16 protein-coding genes are annotated in these 15,718 nt (G+C 71.8%); 13 read left to right on the forward strand and 3 right to left on the reverse strand.

Annotation, left to right across the window (positions count from 1 at the left end; translation table 11 throughout):
• The first annotated feature begins 12 nt into the window (after nucleotides 1–12).
• Nucleotides 13–1,014 carry an allantoicase gene (gene alc, locus EWH70_RS07810; RefSeq protein WP_130474583.1) on the forward strand — a complete coding sequence of 334 codons (1,002 nt, stop codon included), beginning with the start codon at nucleotides 13–15 and terminating at the stop codon, nucleotides 1,012–1,014.
• On the opposite strand, the gene EWH70_RS07815 is transcribed toward alc, so the two are convergent.
• The 3 genes from EWH70_RS07815 to EWH70_RS07825 form a co-directional block, all read right to left on the reverse strand.
• Nucleotides 949–2,001, reverse strand: coding sequence for a hypothetical protein (locus tag EWH70_RS07815; RefSeq protein WP_130474584.1), 1,053 nt, complete (start codon nucleotides 1,999–2,001; stop codon nucleotides 949–951). The two genes, alc and EWH70_RS07815, sit on opposite strands and share 66 nt — an antisense overlap.
• Nucleotides 2,002–2,096: 95 nt before the next feature.
• Entirely contained in the window at nucleotides 2,097–2,726 is a 630-nt protein-coding gene (locus EWH70_RS07820) for a (2Fe-2S)-binding protein (RefSeq protein WP_240686858.1), read from the reverse strand.
• Nucleotides 2,723–3,556, reverse strand: coding sequence for a putative RNA methyltransferase (locus EWH70_RS07825; RefSeq protein WP_130474585.1), 834 nt, complete (start codon nucleotides 3,554–3,556; stop codon nucleotides 2,723–2,725). Before EWH70_RS07825 ends, EWH70_RS07820 begins: the two co-directional genes overlap by 4 nt.
• A gap of 200 nt (nucleotides 3,557–3,756) precedes the next feature.
• Between EWH70_RS07825 and EWH70_RS07830 the strand changes: the two genes are divergently transcribed.
• The 12 genes from EWH70_RS07830 (at nucleotide 3,757) to EWH70_RS07885 (ending at nucleotide 15,710) form a co-directional block, all read left to right on the forward strand.
• A complete protein-coding gene (locus EWH70_RS07830) occupies nucleotides 3,757–5,088 on the forward strand; it encodes an ammonium transporter (RefSeq protein WP_130474586.1) in 1,332 nt (443 codons plus the stop codon).
• A complete protein-coding gene (locus tag EWH70_RS07835) occupies nucleotides 5,085–5,423 on the forward strand; it encodes a P-II family nitrogen regulator (RefSeq protein ID WP_130474587.1) in 339 nt (112 codons plus the stop codon). The genes EWH70_RS07830 and EWH70_RS07835 overlap by 4 nt, the downstream gene beginning before the upstream one ends.
• A gap of 22 nt (nucleotides 5,424–5,445) precedes the next feature.
• Nucleotides 5,446–7,761 carry a [protein-PII] uridylyltransferase gene (locus EWH70_RS07840; RefSeq protein ID WP_130474588.1) on the forward strand — a complete coding sequence of 772 codons (2,316 nt, stop codon included), beginning with the start codon at nucleotides 5,446–5,448 and terminating at the stop codon, nucleotides 7,759–7,761.
• A gap of 89 nt (nucleotides 7,762–7,850) precedes the next feature.
• Entirely contained in the window at nucleotides 7,851–8,189 is a 339-nt protein-coding gene (locus tag EWH70_RS07845) for a hypothetical protein (RefSeq protein ID WP_130474589.1), read from the forward strand.
• Nucleotides 8,190–8,227: 38 nt separating this feature from the next.
• Nucleotides 8,228–9,106, forward strand: coding sequence for a non-homologous end joining protein Ku (gene ku / locus EWH70_RS07850; protein ID WP_130474590.1), 879 nt, complete (start codon nucleotides 8,228–8,230; stop codon nucleotides 9,104–9,106).
• Nucleotides 9,107–9,626: 520 nt separating this feature from the next.
• Nucleotides 9,627–11,165: a signal recognition particle protein gene (ffh, locus tag EWH70_RS07855; RefSeq protein WP_130474591.1), complete on the forward strand. Its 1,539-nt coding sequence runs from the start codon at nucleotides 9,627–9,629 to the stop codon at nucleotides 11,163–11,165.
• A complete protein-coding gene (locus EWH70_RS07860) occupies nucleotides 11,162–12,232 on the forward strand; it encodes an amidohydrolase family protein (RefSeq protein WP_130474592.1) in 1,071 nt (356 codons plus the stop codon). Before ffh ends, EWH70_RS07860 begins: the two co-directional genes overlap by 4 nt.
• 73 nt (nucleotides 12,233–12,305) lie before the next feature.
• Nucleotides 12,306–12,857 carry a MarR family winged helix-turn-helix transcriptional regulator gene (locus tag EWH70_RS07865; protein WP_130474593.1) on the forward strand — a complete coding sequence of 184 codons (552 nt, stop codon included), beginning with the start codon at nucleotides 12,306–12,308 and terminating at the stop codon, nucleotides 12,855–12,857.
• Nucleotides 12,854–13,987, forward strand: coding sequence for a cytochrome P450 family protein (locus EWH70_RS07870; protein ID WP_240686859.1), 1,134 nt, complete (start codon nucleotides 12,854–12,856; stop codon nucleotides 13,985–13,987). The genes EWH70_RS07865 and EWH70_RS07870 overlap by 4 nt, the downstream gene beginning before the upstream one ends.
• Nucleotides 13,988–14,091: 104 nt before the next feature.
• Nucleotides 14,092–14,850 carry a CPBP family intramembrane glutamic endopeptidase gene (locus tag EWH70_RS07875; protein WP_130474728.1) on the forward strand — a complete coding sequence of 253 codons (759 nt, stop codon included), beginning with the start codon at nucleotides 14,092–14,094 and terminating at the stop codon, nucleotides 14,848–14,850.
• 159 nt (nucleotides 14,851–15,009) lie between these two features.
• The gene (rpsP, locus tag EWH70_RS07880; RefSeq protein WP_130474594.1) at nucleotides 15,010–15,474 is read left to right on the forward strand and encodes a 30S ribosomal protein S16; all 465 of its coding nucleotides are present in this window, start codon (nucleotides 15,010–15,012) and stop codon (nucleotides 15,472–15,474) included.
• The gene (locus EWH70_RS07885) at nucleotides 15,471–15,710 is read left to right on the forward strand and encodes an RNA-binding protein (RefSeq protein ID WP_130474595.1); all 240 of its coding nucleotides are present in this window, start codon (nucleotides 15,471–15,473) and stop codon (nucleotides 15,708–15,710) included. The genes rpsP and EWH70_RS07885 overlap by 4 nt, the downstream gene beginning before the upstream one ends.
• Nucleotides 15,711–15,718 lie beyond the last annotated feature (8 nt).

The raw sequence follows: 15,718 nt of genomic DNA on the forward strand, positions 1-15,718 counted from the left end.
AGGGAGTGCGCGATGACCGACCGTCCGGAGTGGACAGCCGAACCGGACCTGGCCTCCCGCCGCAACGGTGGTGGCGTGGTGTGGGCCAACGACGAGCTGTTCGCCGAGCGGGAGAACCTGATCAAGCCGTCCAAGCCGGATTTCCAGCCGTGGAGCTTCGGGCACAAGGGGCAGATCTACGACGGCTGGGAGACCCGGCGTCGCCGGTCCGACGGCGTCGACCAGGCCGTCGTGCGGCTCGGCCTGCCCGGCACGATCACCGGCGTGGTGGTGGACACCGCGTTCTTCACCGGCAACTATCCGCCGTTCGCGTCGGTGGAGGCGTGCGCGGCCGACGGCTACCCGAGCCCGGCGGAACTGTCCGAACTGGACTGGGACACGGTCGTCGTCCGATCGCCGCTGGCCGGTGACACGGAGAACTTCTTCGCCACGGCGCCACGCAGGCGGTACACCCACGTGCGGCTGAGCATCTACCCCGACGGCGGAGTTGCCCGGCTGCGCGTGCACGGTACGCCGGTCGCCGACCCCCGGCTGCTCGACCCCGGCGCGCTCGACCTGGCCGCACTGGAGAACGGCGCCCGGATCGCCGGGTGCAGCAACATGTTCTACTCCTCGCCGTCGAACCTCATCGCCCCCGGCTTCGCCGCGGTCATGGGCGAGGGCTGGGAGACCGCGCGCCGCCGTGACGACGGCAACGACTGGGTGAGCGTCGATCTCGCCGGTGCGGGGGTGCCGCGACTGGCCGAGCTGGACACCACGCACTTCAAGGGCAACGCGCCCGGCTGGGCGTCGCTCACCGGGCGGCGGCCCGACGGCACCGAGGCCGAGCTCCTGCCGCGAACCCGGCTACAGCCCGACACCAGGCACCGTTTCGTACTGGACGGTGCTCCGGAAATCGACCGGATCAGGCTGGATGTCTACCCCGACGGGGGAATGGCGAGGCTCCGGCTATGGGGTGGCCTGTCCGAGGCCGGCCGGGCCACCGTGGACGAACGGTTCGCCGCCGCCGGCTGAGGCACACGCGGCGCACGGCTTACGCCTGCGCAGGTAGTAGCCCAGCGTCGCCACGCCGACCGCGACACCCCACGGCAGGAACGCCAGCCCCGGCCCGCCCGACCAGTTCAGCGTCGCCGTGCCGTCGGCGATGGCCCGGACGGCCAGCACGTCGAACTTCAGCCCGGACAGCGTGACGATGATGGCCGCCCAGGAACCGAGCGTGACCGGGAACCACAGCGGCACACGCCTGCCCCGCAGGAACGGGACCCACCGCGGCCACACCTCGCCCCAGCGGCGGGTCAGGCCGATGGTGAGCACGGCCCCGCCCAGCGGCAGCCCGCCGAGGACGAACAGCATGAGCACGTGCGGCACGGTGCGGCCGACCTCGCCGTTGTCCAGGCCGAGCGCCAGCTCGATGCCCCAGTACGTGCGGACCAGGCCGTACGGCAGCGCACACGCCGCGCCGGCGTAGGCCGCCCAGCGGCCCCACCTGGCGGCCGCGGCCGGCGACGTCCAGCGGGCGGGGACCCGCCCGCACCCGGCGCAGGTGTCCGAAGTGGACTGCCGGTAGACCACGGCGGCCGCCGTCCACAGCACACCACCGGCAATGCACAGCGCCATGTTCACCACCGGCCAGTCGATCAGGCCGAAGTAGCCGAAGAACAAGTAGGCGAAGTTCTGCAGGATCCGGATGTCGGGCAGCACCAGCAGCAATGCGACGGCCTGCACCGCCGCCACCGCGAGCAGCACCGGCCTGCCGCCGCGGACGGCGCGGGCCATGAGCAGCCCGGCGACACCGCCGGCCAGCCCGACCGCCGCGATCACCGGCCCCATGGCTTCCGGCGTGGCGCCGACGAAGAAGGACATGCCGTCGGGTGCCCGCTGGTCACCGAATGGGAAGCCGGGCCCGCCGAGGGCCCAGACCAAGCCGAGCAGGCCGTACACCAGTGAGAACAGCGGTGCGGCGTAGGCAACGGCCAGTTGTGCGCCGAGTGTCGTCGTCATGCTCCGAGACTCGCCGCGCCGCGCCCGATCGGGTATCTGCCGAAGTGCGGGGATCCTCGCTGTCGGCGGCGGGTGTCTACCCCGTTCGGCGGAGATCAGCCGAACGGGCGCAGCCGCTCGGCTCGCTGCTCGGGCGTCTGCCGGGGGCAGCTGACGCACTTGGGCTCGCCGGGAATCCGGTACAGCAGGCAGCACGACGCCCGCCGCACCAGCTGGTTGCGGCCCACCGTGACGTAGCGCGGAGCGGGCATGCGGTGGCCGACCGCCGCGGCGAGACGTCCGGCCAGTTCGATCGCGCCGTCCACGTCACCGGCGGCCTGACCAGCCCAGAGCAGCCGGTTGGCCAGGGAGTCGGTGGCGATGGCCCACAGGGCGGGCTCGCCCGCGCCACACGCGACGCTCACCGCCGACACCACCGCGGCGAGCGCGTCGCCCAGCGTGGCGCCGAACTCGCCGAGATCACCGGGGAACGCACGGTCCGCGACGGCGTCGACGTAGCGGCCGTCGGGATGCAGGCGCAGCGTCACCGCGTCCAGTGCCGGGTCGGTGAGCCGTCCGGCGACGGCCGACTCCGCCGCCGGGCCGAGCAGCACCGACGACGCCATGTACCAGCGGACTGTGCCGAGCACGCGTTCGTCGACCGGCCCGTACATCGCCCGCGCGGTGTCCAGATCGGCCCGCAGCCAGTCCGGGTCGGCCAGCACGGTGGCTGGCAGCTCCGTCACGGTTTCTCCTTCGCGGTGTACACCGACACCGTGAACTCCGCCGTCACCTCGACCGCCGAGGACACCGCGGCCAGCCGCTCGGCCCGGCCGTCGCGATGCAGGTGATGCCCGGCCGGGCCCATCCGGACGACGGCCCGCACGGCGCCGGGGTCGAGGGTGAGCGGGAGCCGCACCTGGCGACGGTCGGCCGCGACGAACCACTCGGACAGCGACTCGTCCAGCCGCTGCTCCTTGCCCGCGCCGATGCCGAGCAGTCCCAGGTCCGCCAGCTCGGCCAGGTGCCCCGGACCGGGGGAGGCCACCACCAGCGTGCCGCCGGGTCGCAGCACCCTGGCGAACTCGGCGCCGTTACGCGGGGCGAACACGTTGAGCAGCACGGCCGCGGAGTCGTCGGCGACCGGCCACGGCTCCCACAGGTTCCACACCGCCGCGGTGATCGCCGGATGTGCCTTCGCGGCCCGGCGCAGCGCGACGGCGGAGACGTCCAGCGCCAGCCCGGTCGCGCCGGGCGCCCGGTCCAGCACGGCGGCCAGGTAGTAGCCGGTCCCGGCGCCCGCGTCCACGACCAGGCCGTCTCCCGAGGGAACCGCGTCGGCGATCGCGTCGGCCAGCGGCGCGTAGTGACCCGCGGCGAGGAACTCGGCCCTGGCCGCGACCATCTCGGTGGTGTCGGCCGTGCCGGCGGGCACCCGCGCGTGCAGCAGGTTCACGTAGCCCTGCTTGGCCAGGTCGAAGGCGTGCCCCCGCGCGCAGCGCAGCGTGCGGCCGTCCAGGGTCACGCCTGCCGCGCACACGGAGCAGCGCAGTGCGGCGATCGCGGAGGACTCCATCGGTCCATTCGACCATGCCCGTCGGCCGGTGCTTCGGGCGCGTTTCGGGAACGGACATATCCCACCCGTTGGGAGGAAACGCGGCCGTAACATGCGCCACACCGCGGTTCACAGGGTCGAAACGTCCGGTGTCACTTCGTGCAACACCGCGTTCCCACACTTTGCCTCCAACTGCGAGACCCGTTCGGCGAGGAGGAAGCGTGGAAGGGAATACGGCCTGGCTGCTCACCAGCGCCGCCCTGGTGCTGTTGATGGTTCCGGGGTTGGCGTTCTTCTACGGCGGCATGGTTCGCTCGAAGAGCGTGCTCAACATGCTCATGATGAGCTTCGGCTCGCTCGGCCTGATCGGGGTCCTGTGGGTGATCTTCGGCTACTCCACGGCGTTCGGTGACGACGTCGGTGGCGGGCTGCTCGGAAACCCGTTCGAGGCACTCGGCCTGTCCGGCCTGATGGGCGGGGAGGCGTTGAGCACCACCGGTTTCGTCGCCTTCCAGGCGATGTTCGCGATCCTCACGGTCGCGCTGATCTCCGGTGCGGTCGCGGACCGGGTGCGGTTCGGCGCGTGGCTGCTGTTCGCGGGTGTCTGGGCGACGCTGGTGTACTTCCCGGTGGCGCACTGGGTGTTCGCCTTCGACGCCACCGACGAGGCCACCGGTGAGACCACCAAGACCGGCGGCTGGATCGCCAACCAGCTGGGTGCACTGGACTTCGCTGGTGGTACCGCGGTGCACATCAACGCCGGTGCCGCCGCGCTGGCGCTGGTGCTGGTCATCGGCAAGCGGGTCGGCTGGCCCAAGGAGCCGATGAAGCCGCACAACCTGCCGTTCGTCATGCTCGGCGCAGGCCTGCTGTGGTTCGGCTGGTTCGGCTTCAACGCCGGTTCCGCGTTGAAGGCCAACAACATCGCCGGTGTCGCGTTCGTCAACACGCTCACCGCCACCTCGGCCGCGCTGCTCGGCTGGCTGCTGATCGAGCGCATCCGGGACGGCCGCGCCACCAGCCTCGGCGCCGCGTCCGGTGTGGTCGCGGGCCTGGTCGCCATCACCCCGGCCTGTGCGTTCGTCGACACCTGGGGCGCGCTGTCCATCGGCGCCATCGCCGGCCTGGTCTGCGCGCTGGCGGTCGGCCTGAAGTACAAGCTGGGCTTCGACGACTCGCTCGACGTCGTCGGGGTGCACCTGGTCGGTGGCGTGGTCGGCACGCTGCTGATCGGCTTCTTCGGCACCGTCGGGGTCAACGAGGGCAGCAAGGACGGCCTGTTCTACGGCGGCGGCTGGGGCCTGCTCGGCACCCAGGCGATCGGCGCGTTCGCCGTGCTCGGCTACTCGTTCGTGGTCACCGCCATCATCGGTCTGATCATCAAGGTCACCATGGGCTTCCGGGTCGACAAGGAGGCCGAGGTCACCGGTATCGACGAGGGTGAGCACGCGGAGACCGCCTACGAGTTCGGCGGCGGCCGCGGTGGCCGCGCCGTGTCCAGTGGCAGCGGGGTGGCCGGTACGGCCAAGAAGCTCGAGGGGAGCAAGGCATGAAGCTCATCACGGCGATCGTCAAGCCGTTCACACTCGACGACGTGCGCTCCGCGCTGGAACAGCTCGGTGTCCTCGGCATGACCGTCAGCGAGGTGCAGGGCTACGGCAGGCAGAAGGGGCATACCGAGGTCTACCGGGGCGCGGAGTACGCGGTCGACTTCGTCGCCAAGATCCGGGTCGAGGTCGTCACCGACGATGCCAACGTGGACAAGGTGATCAGCGCGATCGTCGACGCCGCCCACACCGGCAAGATCGGTGACGGCAAGGTCTGGGTCACGCCGGTCGAGACGGTGGTGCGGGTGCGCACCGGCGAGCGCGGCACGGACGCGCTGTGACGCGACGGGGGACTGCCCAGCCGTGATCGCCGGTGAGCTCGCCGAAGCGGCGACAAAGCTGCTGGAGGGCCGCCACGGCAGGCTGGGAGCCGCCGCTCTGCGCGCGGCGCTGGTGGACCTGTACGAGTTCTGGTTGGGCAAGGCCGCCGCGGCGGCCGGCGTCGACACCGCCGAACCCGGTGTCGCGCTGGTCGCCGTCGGCGGCCTCGGCCGTCGGGAGCTCGTGCCGTTCTCCGACCTCGACCTGGTGCTGGTGCACAACGGCAACACCGGGGTCGGCGAGATCGCCGACGCCCTCTGGTACCCGCTGTGGGACGCCAAGGTCGGCCTGGACCACGCCGTCCGGACACCGGCCGAGGCACTGCGGGTGGCCACCGAGGACCTGCGTACCGCCGTCGGCCTGCTGGACGTCCGCCACCTGGCAGGCGACACCGGCTTGGCCGACCGGCTGGCCGCGGCGGCACGGGACAGCTGGCGGCGTACCGCCCGCAAACGTTTGCCGGAGCTGGCCGAGGCCGCGCGGGCACGCTGGCAGCGCAGCGGCGAGGTCGCCCAGTCCGCCGCACCCGACCTCAAGCACGGCCGCGGCGGGCTGCGTGACCTCGGTCTACTCGACGCGTTCGCCGCCGCCCAGCTGACCGACCGGCCGGGGGAGGAGATCCGCGAGGCCCGCAGGCTGCTGCTGGACGTGCGCACCGAGCTGCGCAGGGAACTGCGCCGCGACCGCGACGTGCTCACGCCGGAGGACGCCGGCCTGGTGGCCGCGGAACTGGAGCTGGGTGACCGGTTCGCGCTGGCCCGCAAGCTGTCCGGCGCGGGCAGGGCGGTCAGCTACGCCGTCGACCTGGCGTTGCGGGCGACCGTGGAACCGCCGCGGACCCGGTTCGGCCGCAGGCCGAGCAGGACGCCGCTGGCCGAGGGCGTCGTGTTGCACGGCGCCGAGGTCGCGCTGGCCCGCGACGCCGTCCCGGCGAAGGATCCGGCGCTGTTGCTGCGGGTCGCCGCCGCCGCGGCACGGACTCGGCGGCCGATCGCACACGGCACGTTGCGCACGCTGGCCGACTCCGCGCCCGAGCTGCGCTCACCCTGGCCCGCGGCGGCGCGGGAGGCGCTGACCGAGCTGCTCGGGGCCGGGGAGGGACTGGTCGACGCCGTCGAGGCGCTGGACCGCACCGGGCTGTGGGCGCGGCTGTTTCCCGAGTGGGGCGCCGTGCGTGACCTGCCGCCGAGGGAACCGGTGCACACCTGGACCGTCGACCGGCACCTGGTGCAGGCCTGCGTGGTGGCCGCCGGGCTGGCGACCACGGTCGCGCGGCCGGACCTGTTGCTGCTCAGTGCGTTGCTGCACGACATCGGCAAGGGCCGCGAGGCCGACCATTCCGAACTCGGCGCGGCGATCGCGCAGCGGGTGGCCGAGCGGATCGGTCTGTCCGAAGTGGACGCCGCAACGGTGTCGGCCGCGGTGCGGCATCACCTGCTGCTGCCGCACACGGCGACCCGGCGCGACATCAGCGAGCCCGCGACGGTGAAGCGGGTGGCGACGACACTGGACGACGACCCGGTCCTGCTGGAGCTGCTGCACGCGCTGGCCGAGGCGGACGCGACGGCGACCGGACCGGGGGTCTGGACGGAGTGGAAGGCCGGCCTGATCGGCGAGCTGGTCTCGCGGTGCGGGGAAGTCATGGCCGGCAAGGGTTTCGTCGCGCCCGAGCCGTTGGGGGAGCGGGAGCGGCAACTGCTCGGCAAGGCCGTGCGAGAGGGCAGTGTGGAGGTCCTGGTCGGCGCGAACGGCAACGTCGCGACGGTGACGCTGGCCGTGCCGGGTAGCCGGGAACTGCTCGCCCCCGCGGCCGGGGTGCTGGCCCTGCATTCACTGGAGGTCCACACGGCGGCGCTGCGGGGCGGTGACGGCGGCAGGATCGGGCTGTTCACGGCGTCACCACGGTTCGGCTCGCTGCCCGACATCGCGCTGCTGCGGGAGCACTTCGCCCGCGCGCTGGCCGGCACGCTGCCACTGACGCAGAAGCTGGCCGTGAAGGAGCGTGACTACCAGCGTCCGGAGCCGGGCCCGGCGGGCCCGCCGCGGGTGCTGTGGTTCGACGACGAGACGTCCGGTAGCGGGACCGTCGTGCTGGAGTTGCGCACGGCCGACCGGATCGGACTGCTGTACCGGGTGGCCGGCGCGCTGCGCCGGTGCGAGGCAGAGGTGCGCTGGGCCAGGGTCGCCACCCTCGGCGCTGCCGTCGTCGACTCGTTCGCCATCGGCCCCCGGCAGGGGCCGCCCGACCAGGCCTGGCGGAGCCGGGTGGAGCAGGCGGTACTGGCCGTGGCCGGGTGACCCGGTCCGGGGTGTCGGCGGGCCGCCGGGCGTGCGTGGTGGGAGGATGACCGGCGGGTGATCTCGGCGGACCGGGAGGCGGTGACCGCATGCGTGACGACGAGCCGTTGCTGCCGCCCACGGTGGTCGCGGGGCACCTGGCGTCGTGTGCCGCCGAACTCGCCAGGGGACCCGCCGGAACCGCGGGTGAACTGGCCGCCGCCATCGACCGGCTGTCCTCGGCCCAGCACGACCTGACCGCGGCGATCGGCGACATGGCCGAGCGGCTGCGGCAGCACCCGCTGGGCACGAATCCCGAGGTGAGCGCGCTGGCCGAGATCCTGGCGGCCGCTGCCGGAGCGGTCGGTTACGCCGCCGAGGCCCTCGACGAGGCCGGCCCGCTGGCCACCACACTGCTACGGATGGCGGACGAGGACACCCGGTTGTAGGTATCGAACATCTGTTCGAAATCGGGTAGACTTGCGGAATGCGAGCGGTGTGGAAGGGCACGATCGGGTTCGGCGGCTACGCGATCCCGGTGAAGGCGTACAGCGCGACTGCGGAGCGGGACTCGGGCCTGCATCAGCTACACCTGGCCGACGGTGGGCGCATCCGCTACAAGCGCGTGTGTGAGCTGGACGGCGCCGAGGTGCCGTGGGAGGAGGTCGGCAAGGGGGTTCCGACGGCGGGCGGCGACGTCGTGGTGCTCGGCGAGGAGGATCTGGCCCGGTTGCCGCTGCCCGCCGCCGGGTCGATCCGGGTGTGCACGTTCGTCCGGGCGGAGGAGATCGACCCGATCTGGCTGTCGCGTGCCTACCACCTGGAGCCGGACGTCGCCGGGCTGAAGGCGTACCTGCTGCTGTCCGAGGCGCTGCAGCGCGCCCAGCGGGTGGCCGTGGTGAAGGTGGTGCTGCGGCAGCGCGAGACGCTGGCGCTGTTGCGGGTGCGCGACCAGGTGCTGCTGCTGGAGACGATGTACTGGCGCGACGAACTGCGTGAGCCGGACTTCCCGTTCCGGCACGAGGACGTCGAGCTCTCCGACGACGACCTGCGTGCCGCGACCGAGCTGGTCGAGGAGCTTTCCGGCCCGTTCCGGCCGTCGGACTACACCGACGGCTACCGCAGGGCCGTGGCGAAGCTGGTGAAGAAGAAGGTCGAGGGCGACGACGTGCTGCAGCCCGCCGCGTCCGCGCAGGACGCCGCGGTGAGCGATCTGCTGGCGGCGATGCGGACCACCGTCGCCGAGCGCGAGCGACGGTCCGCGGTGCGCCGGGCGAAGACGGCGGCCCGCAAGGCCGCGGCGGCGAAGGCCGCCGCGACCAGGGCGGCGAGGCGGGCGGGCGCCGCGGTGGAGGCCGGCTCCTGAGGTGAGTCGGGGTGCAGGGTTTGCCGTGGCCGCGCCGGCGCGGCCACGGCAAACCCGTCGGGATGAGTAGAAGTACCCAGGTATACCTGGGGGACTTCACGCTTCTGTGATCTTCAGGCGCCCGGCAGGCTAAGGCCGTGTTTCACAGGTCTGGTCGATGGGCTTCGTGATCCAGGTGGTTCCTGGCGGTGCGGGCGGATCGCCCTCGTACTGGGCCGTACTCGGGCGCATCCGCCCGTGCCGTCCAGGGGCCGCCTGGGCGCGAAGACCGCGACCTTGACTTGTGAAACACGGCCTGCGCCCACGCGGTTCGGGGGCGGGCCGCAGAGTTCGGGAATCGCCTGGTACTGGGGGTTGGGCGAGGCTCGAGGTGGCGAGTGCTCGGCCGGTTCGTCAGAGGGAGTGAACCGGCCGGGCCCTGGTCGCGGCCATGCGGTGTGCGGCAGCGGCTACCCTCGGAGGGAGTGCGGGTGTTCTCCACCCGTACCGGACGACCACAACCCGCTGGGAGCGCACACCCGTGTTCGACACCCTCTCCGATCGGCTCACCTCGGTCCTGCAGAACCTGCGTGGCAAGGGGAAGCTGTCCGACGCCGACATCGACTCGACGGCACGCGAGATCCGGATCGCGCTGCTGGAGGCGGACGTCGCGCTGCCGGTGGTCCGCGCCTTCATCGCCCAGGTGAAGGAGCGCGCGAAGGGCGCGGAGGTCTCCGAGGCCCTCAACCCGGCGCAGCAGGTCATCAAGATCGTCAACGAGGAGCTCATCGCCATCCTCGGTGGCGAGACCCGCCGCCTGAACCTGGCGAAGAACCCGCCGTCGGTCATCATGCTGGCCGGTCTGCAGGGTGCCGGTAAGACCACGCTCGCGGGCAAGCTCGCCCTGTGGCTGAAGAAGCAGGGCCACGCGCCGCTGCTGGTGGCGTGCGACCTGCAGCGGCCCAACGCGGTGACCCAGCTGCAGGTGGTCGGTGAGCGGGCTGGCGTCACGACGTTCGCGCCGGAGCCGGGCAACGGCGTCGGCGACCCGGTGGACGTGGCGCGCCGCGGCATCGAGGAGGCCAAGCGGGCGCAGCACGACATCGTCGTGGTCGACACCGCGGGCCGGCTGGGTGTCGACGAGGAGCTCATGCGCCAGGCCGCCGACATCCGCGACGCGGTGCGGCCGGACGAGACGCTGTTCGTCGTCGACGCCATGATCGGTCAGGACGCGGTGACCACCGCCGAGGCGTTCCGCGACGGCGTCGGCTTCACCGGCGTTGTGCTGACCAAGCTCGACGGTGACGCTCGCGGTGGTGCGGCACTGTCCGTCCGCGAGGTCACCGGCCAGCCGATCCTGTTCGCGTCCAACGGCGAGAAGCTCGAGGACTTCGACACCTTCCACCCGGACCGGATGGCCAGCCGGATCCTCGGCATGGGCGACATGCTCACCCTGATCGAGCAGGCCGAGAAGGCGTTCGACCAGGAGAAGGCCGAGGAAGCCGCCGCCAAGCTCGGCGCGGGGGAGCTGACGCTGGAGGACTTCCTCGAGCAGATGCTCGCCGTGCGCAAGATGGGCCCGATCGGCAACCTGCTCGGCATGCTGCCCGGTGCCGGTCAGATGAAGGACCAGCTCGCGCAGGTCGACGACAAGCAGCTGGACCGGGTCCAGGCCATCATCCGCGGCATGACCCCCGCCGAGCGGGAGAACCCGAAGATCATCAACTCGTCCCGCCGTCAGCGGATCGCCAAGGGGTCGGGTGTCGCGGTGCGCGAGGTCAACGACCTGGTCGACCGGTTCTTCCAGGCCAAGAAGACCATGCAGCAGATGATGGGCCGGTTCGGCATGGGCCCCGGCGGCGGCAGGAAGAACAACCGCAAGGGCAAGAAGGGCAAGAAGGCCAAGGGGCGCGGGCCCACGCCGTCGAAGGCCCGCGGCGGGATGCCGATGCTCCCGCCCGGTGGCTTTCCCGGTGCCCCCGGCGGCATGCCGGACCTGTCCCAGCTCGGCGGCGGCCTGAACGACCTGCCCCCGGGCTTCGACCCGTCGAAGCTGAAGCTGCCCAAGAACAACAAATGAGCCTGCACCTGCGGGGTGTCGTCCTGCCTGACGGCGAGCACCGTGACCTGTGGGTCAGCGACGGGGTCTTCCGGTCCGAACCGGTCCCCGGCGCGCACACGGTGATCGACGGTGGGTTCTTCGTACCCGGCCTGGTCGACGCCCACTGCCATCCGGGCATCGGCACGCAGGGGCCGACCACCCTGGCGGAGGCGGCGGACCAGGCCGCCGTCGACCGGGACGTCGGCACGCTGCTGATCCGCGACTGCGGCGTGCCGATCGACATCCGCCCCCTGCAGCAGCGTGCCGACCTGCCGCGGATCATCCGCTGCGGCAGGCAGCTCGCCCTGCCCAAGCGGTACGTCCCCGGGCTCGGCATCGAACTCGACGCCCCGGAGCTGCTGCCGGAGGCCGTCGCCGAGCAGGCCGCCGACGGCGACGGCTGGGTCAAGCTCGTCGCCGACTGGATCGACCGTGCCGAGGGTGACCTCCGGCCGCTGTGGCCGGACGACATCCTGGCCGAGGCCGTGCGGGTGGCCCACGCCGCCGGTGCGAAGGTCACCGCGCACGTGTTCGGCGAGGACGCGATGCCCGGCCTGCTGGCGGCGGGCGTCGACTGCCTCGAGCACGGCACCGGGCTGTCGGCCGATCAGCTCGACGAGATGGCCCGGCGCGGTATCGCACTCGTGCCGACGCTGATCAACATCGACAACTTCCCCGGCATCGCCGACCGTGCGGGCCGCTACCCGGCGTACGCCGCGCACATGCGTGCGTTGCATGCGGGGGTGACGTCGATGGTGTCGACGGCCATCGAGGCCGGTGTCGCGGTCTACGCGGGCACCGACGGCGGCGGCATGGTCGAGCACGGCCGCCTGGCCGACGAGGTCGTCGCACTGCACCGGGCTGGTATGCCCGCGGAGCAGGCACTCGCCGCGGCGTCCTGGGCGGCCCGGGACTGGCTCGGGCACCCCGGCATCGCCGACGGCGCGCCCGCCGACCTCGTCGTTTACGACACCGACCCGCGAGACGACCTCGCGGTTCTACGCCACCCGCGGCACGTCGTGCTGCGCGGCACCGTTATCGGCTGAGTTCAGTCATCGGCTCACATGACGCATCCTCCTGTCATCATAATTCCATCGTTTCTGATGTATCGTTTCTGATGTGAAGGCCAGCGATCTCTACCTCCTCGGTAAGCACCTGATGGACCTGGCCAGGCGCGGCATGGTGGACGACGCCGATCCCCGAGTGCCCGAGATCGACCAGGTGGTCACCGCCGTCCTCGTGGAGACCGACGGGATGACCATCGGCGAGCTGGCTGCCCGCACCGGCTTCGCGCAGAGCCACGTGTCGACCTCGGTCGCGCGGATGCGAGACCTCGGCTGGCTCACCGCCCGCCAGGACCCCGCCGACCGACGCCGCACGCTCGTACGCCCCATCGACGCGGTGTACGAGGCCGTCGCCCAGCGGCAGAGCCGCGGTGCCGAGCAGGTCATCGCCAGGGCGCTGCTCGAGACCGGCTCCGCCGAGGACGACGTGGCCGGCACCGCCCAGCGGCTGACCTCGGCGGCGGCCGAGCTGTACCGGGTGCTCACCGAGCGCGCGCTCGGTGCCGACACGGCCGGCTCCGACAGCTCCAGCCCGAAGCCTCTGTTCACGTTGGCCGAACGCGCCGGCGGCCACTCCGGCGACGTCGACAGGAAGGAATCCCGATGACCAGCTACCCGTTCCAGGCGGCCGATCCGATGGACTTTCCACCGGAACTGGCGCGCCTGCAGGCCGAGGAGCCGATCAGCAGGGTTCGTCTGCTCACTGGGGAGGATGCCTGGCTGCTCACCCGCAACTCCGACATCCGCGCTCTGCTCACGGATTCCCGGTTCCTGCCGTGGACTCCGGGAATGCCACCGCCCGGATCCGGGGACGGTGCGATGTCCGGCTTTCTCTTCACGATGGCCGGAGCCGAGCACGCCCGGGTCCGGCGGATCGCCGGTGCCGCGCTCACTCCGCGGCGGATCGAGCACCTGCGACCACAGGTCAGTGAACTCGGCCGTGACCTGGTTGGCAAGCTTCTGGCCGCGAACGGGCCGTTCGACGTCCTGGCGGACTTCGCCGTCCCGTTCGCGCGCGGTGTGCTGGCCGATCTGCTGGGCTTCCCGGCCGCCGAACGGCAGGTGTTCGCCGACCTCGTCGACGACATGCTCGGCGTCTTCACCGCCGCCGACCCGAACGCGATGGCCGAGGCCGGAACGCAGCTCAGCCAGCACATCGGCGGCCTGATCGCGGCCAAGCGGGCGGAGCCGGGTGAGGACCTGCTGAGCGCCCTGATCGACGCCACCGACGCCGAGCACGGCCGGCTCACCGAGCAGGAACTGTTCAACCTCGCGTTCTCGATCGTCCTGGCCGGTTACGTCCCACCGGCCAACGCGCTCGCCCTCGCCGTGCTCCAGCTCCTGCGGACCGGCACCGGACTGGCCGAGGTCCGCCGAGACACCGTGGCGGACCTGGTGGAGGAGCTGCTCAAGGCGGACCAGAGCAGCGCGACCGACCAGAGCAGGGTGGCGCTGGAGGACGTCGAGATGGGCGGCGTGCTGGTGCGCGCGGGCGAGTTCGTCGTGGCGCCGTTGCGAGCGGCCAACCGGGACGCCGATGCCCGCTCGCATGTGACGTTCGGCCACGGACCACACCATTGCCTCGGCGCCGCACTGGCGCGGGTGCAGCTGCAGGAGGGCCTGCTGGCGCTGGCCGAGCCGGGTGGCCTGCGGCTCGCGGTGCCGTACGAGGAGATCGCCTGGCGGACCATGTTCCTCACCCTGCGATCCCCGGAGGCCATCCCGGTCACCTGGTGATACAGGTCGGGTTCGCCCAGTGATCGGCGGGGCAGCTAGCCTTGACGCGCCCGATTTGTACCTCACCGCCGGAGGCCCGGTTGAGCGCAGCGAACGCCGACGCGGTGCCGGACCCCGACCCGCGGTCCGGCTTCGCCGAGGTCGGCCCCGCTCCACATCGCTGGGGCCTCGGCGCCTTCCTCGTCGTCGAGGCCACCCTTCTGGCCACGGCCGCGTTCGTCCCGGCCCTGCTCGGCCCCAAACCACTCGGGCAGCCGCTGCCGGTCCACTACGTGCTGATCGGCACCATCGCGCCGACGATGATCGCCGCCGTCGTCGCGGTGCTGTTCACGGTCGTGCGAGGCAACGGGCCGTGGCTCGACCTGCGGTTGTCCTGGCGGTGGGAGGACGTGCAGACCGGCCTGCGGTTCGGCGTGCTCGGCCTGATCTGCACGTCGGTCGGTGCCTTCGTGTGGACCCAGGCCGTCGGGGAGGACCGGGCCGACTCCGCCATCAGCGCCCTGGTCAAGGACCAGCCCATGTCGGTGACCGCGGCCGTCACCATGTTCCTCTACCTGTGGCTGCTCGGCCCGATCTGCGAGGAGATCATCTACCGCGGCCTGCTCTGGGGTGCGGTCGAGCGGCTGCACTGGGGGCAGGAGAAGTGGGGACGGCTGGCGGCCTTCCTGCTGTCGACCGGGGTCTTCGCCGCCAGTCACCTCGAGCCGCTGCGGACGACGTTGCTGCTGGTCATCTCGGTGCCGATCGGCCTGGCCAGGTTGTACACCGGGCGCCTGCTCAGCAGCATCATCGCCCACCAGATGAACAACTTCCTGCCTGCCCTGGCCATCCTGCTCACGGCACTAGGCGTGGTCAGTTTCTGAGCCGCGGAGGCCGTCTGGCAGAATGGTCGCTTGCCTGCACCGGCCCGGACCCTCTCACCGTGCCGAGTGCACCCAAAGCTGAACTCCGGGCGTCGCATTCGTTCCCCACTCGGATCGCGCGGCCGACCTTCGAGAGCAACGACAGGAGTACCCACACCCGTGGCCGTCAAGATCAAGCTGCAGCGCCTCGGCAAGATCCGTGCGCCGTACTACCGCATCATCGTCGCCGACGCGCGCACCCGCCGGGATGGCAAGGCCATCGAGACGATCGGCAAGTACCACCCCAAGGAGGACCCGAGCTACATCGAGGTCGACTCCGACCGCGCCCAGCACTGGCTGAAGGTCGGCGCGCAGCCGACCGAGCCGGTGCAGCGCATCCTCGAGATCACCGGTGACTGGCAGAAGTTCAAGGGCCTGCCCGGTGCCGAGGGCACCCTGAAGGTGGCCGAGCCCAAGCCGTCCAAGCAGGACCTGTTCAACGCCGCGCTGGCCGCCGCTGGCGAGGAGCCGGGCACCGAGGCCACCACGCCCAAGAAGAAGGGCGGCAAGAAGTCCGAGAAGGCTGAGAAGTCCGAGAAGGCCGAGGCGAAGACCGAGGACGGCGGCGAGAAGGCCGACGCGTGAGCTTCCTGGCTGACTCACTCGAGCACCTCGTGCGCGGGATCGTCGACAACCCGGACGACGTCCGGGTCGAGCTGCTCACCACCAGGCGCGGCCGCACCCTCGAGGTCCACGTCCACCCGGACGACCTCGGCAAGGTCATCGGCCGCGGTGGCCGCACGGCCACCGCGCTGCGCACCGTGATGAGCGGCATCGGCGGCCGCGGGGTCCGGGTCGACGTCGTCGACACCGACCGCTGAGCCCACGC

The organism is Amycolatopsis suaedae, assembly GCF_004214935.1.
Lineage (GTDB): Bacteria > Actinomycetota > Actinomycetes > Mycobacteriales > Pseudonocardiaceae > Amycolatopsis > Amycolatopsis suaedae.

Excerpts from the sequence above, each read along its gene's own strand:
- alc (WP_130474583.1), top strand. The coding sequence starts at position 13 with ATGACCGACCGTCCGGAGTGGACAGCCGAACCGGACCTGGCCTCCCGC.
- EWH70_RS07815 (WP_130474584.1), bottom strand. The coding sequence starts at position 2,001 with ATGACGACGACACTCGGCGCACAACTGGCCGTTGCCTACGCCGCACCG.
- EWH70_RS07825 (WP_130474585.1), bottom strand. The coding sequence starts at position 3,556 with ATGGAGTCCTCCGCGATCGCCGCACTGCGCTGCTCCGTGTGCGCGGCA.
- EWH70_RS07835 (WP_130474587.1), top strand. The coding sequence starts at position 5,085 with ATGAAGCTCATCACGGCGATCGTCAAGCCGTTCACACTCGACGACGTG.
- EWH70_RS07845 (WP_130474589.1), top strand. The coding sequence starts at position 7,851 with ATGCGTGACGACGAGCCGTTGCTGCCGCCCACGGTGGTCGCGGGGCAC.
- ku (WP_130474590.1), top strand. The coding sequence starts at position 8,228 with ATGCGAGCGGTGTGGAAGGGCACGATCGGGTTCGGCGGCTACGCGATC.
- EWH70_RS07860 (WP_130474592.1), top strand. The coding sequence starts at position 11,162 with ATGAGCCTGCACCTGCGGGGTGTCGTCCTGCCTGACGGCGAGCACCGT.
- EWH70_RS07870 (WP_240686859.1), top strand. The coding sequence starts at position 12,854 with ATGACCAGCTACCCGTTCCAGGCGGCCGATCCGATGGACTTTCCACCG.